This is a genomic window from Propionivibrio pelophilus DSM 12018 (assembly GCF_059569095.1).
The window spans coordinates 1-1535 of record NZ_JCANUT010000138.1 but is presented as its reverse complement, the minus strand read 5'-3'; the positions used below and the strand labels follow the sequence as shown (position 1 = coordinate 1535).

At 53.9% G+C, this 1535-nt stretch carries 1 protein-coding gene; it reads right to left on the bottom strand.

Annotated features, from left to right (window positions below):
* Positions 1-354: 354 nt before the first annotated feature.
* Entirely contained in the window at positions 355-1389 is a 1035-nt protein-coding gene (locus BO74_RS21075; RefSeq protein ID WP_496445367.1) for a hypothetical protein, read from the bottom strand.
* Between the last annotated feature and the right edge of the window lie 146 nt (positions 1390-1535).

Here is a 1535-nt window from a genome sequence, read left to right as displayed (position 1 = left end):
TCTTCCGAGACGGTGATGCCGCTGTTGAAGGCGTAGCGCAACACCACGTTGCCGAATACCATCACGATCATTGCTATCAGGCAGCACGCTGCGAACATTTTAAGGACCCTGAACGGCCAATCGATCAGTTTTGTGATCAACGTCAATCCCTCACTCTGTTTTTTTGAAGTTGTTAAAAAAAGATCTTTGGAACCAGATGCCCGGTTCCAATGAGATGCCACCTGATAGCGCAGCTTTTTTTGGCTACGGCAACGATGACGACGATGCTGTCTGCCAAAGAAGAAATCTGGAAAAGGGGGCTTGCGTTTTTTCTACGGATTTTTGGTTGGCCGCAAGCTATCCCCGGAACCGATGTCAGCCCGTGACGAAATAGAGCGCAGCCTCGTCGGTTTCACGATTCGCCGTGACAATGACGTCTCGACCGTCTTCGTGGATAACGTAGACGTTACTCGGCCCGACACCTTCCTCAATGAGTTCGATCATGAGCCTGGTCGCGTCTTTGGGATCCGCCTTGACATAGAAAAGCTGTTGTTTCCCTCGCCGGCAGCCACCGATAAAGGCCGGCGTGCCAGCAAGCGTTGTTCCGACCACCACGTGATAGAACTCCGTCACTTCCGGGTGTTCGAATATTCTCTCGAAGACGCCATCAACCCGCTTGTAAATCCGGAAATACGAGCCGTGGAACGGCTCGATTGTGGCGAACTCCAGTTCACCGTCACCATCGAGGTCAATGGCTGAAATATCGCTGATGGGCCAATCCATGAATTGCGTGACGGTCCAGTCCCCACCCTTGCCGTCCGGAGGCGTTACCTCAAACGCACCTTCAAGGCCGGTAACCAGGCCACGCATTCCCTCGGGGGTTTCAAGGCGGCTGTATCCATGATTCTGTGTAATGCCGTCCTTCAGTACCTTGATCGAAAGCGGTGCGCCTGCCGTGTACTCACCCACCCAGATTTTCCCGGGATTCGACCATTCATCAATGGTCGTCTTGGTGGTTGCGATGGTGCAGGCGATGAAATAGTGGCGGTCACCCACAGTCAGAAGATCAAACCGATGGACGTAAGGCAGATCGAGAATGTCCGTGACGGTGTATCCACCCGATCCATCAGGGCGAACATGGACCACCTTGGCTTCTTCCCAATCGTAGAACCGGTAGAACTTCTGCACGGCGAGGAATTCGCCATTGGTGCCGGGAATGGGAACGATTGACATGGTGCCTCCCGGCCCCTCCCAGACGGTATGCGATTCCGTGTAGTCAGGCCCCTTCCAGGCGAGACACGGTGCATCCCCCTCAGAGGCGATGAGAACGTACCTTTGCCCATCGATCACGATGCTGTTTGTTGCATAGCACTTCGGCAAGGTAGCGAGAACGCGCTTTTCAATTTTCATCTTTGATTACTCAACTCAATAGTGTGATGACATTTGATTACAGCCAACTACTTAGCCGAGGCGCTTCTGCACCGAGGTGCCGATGGTTTTCAGAAGCAGGAAGCACGAGGTCGACCCGGCATCGAGGACGCCGATCGAGCGCTCGC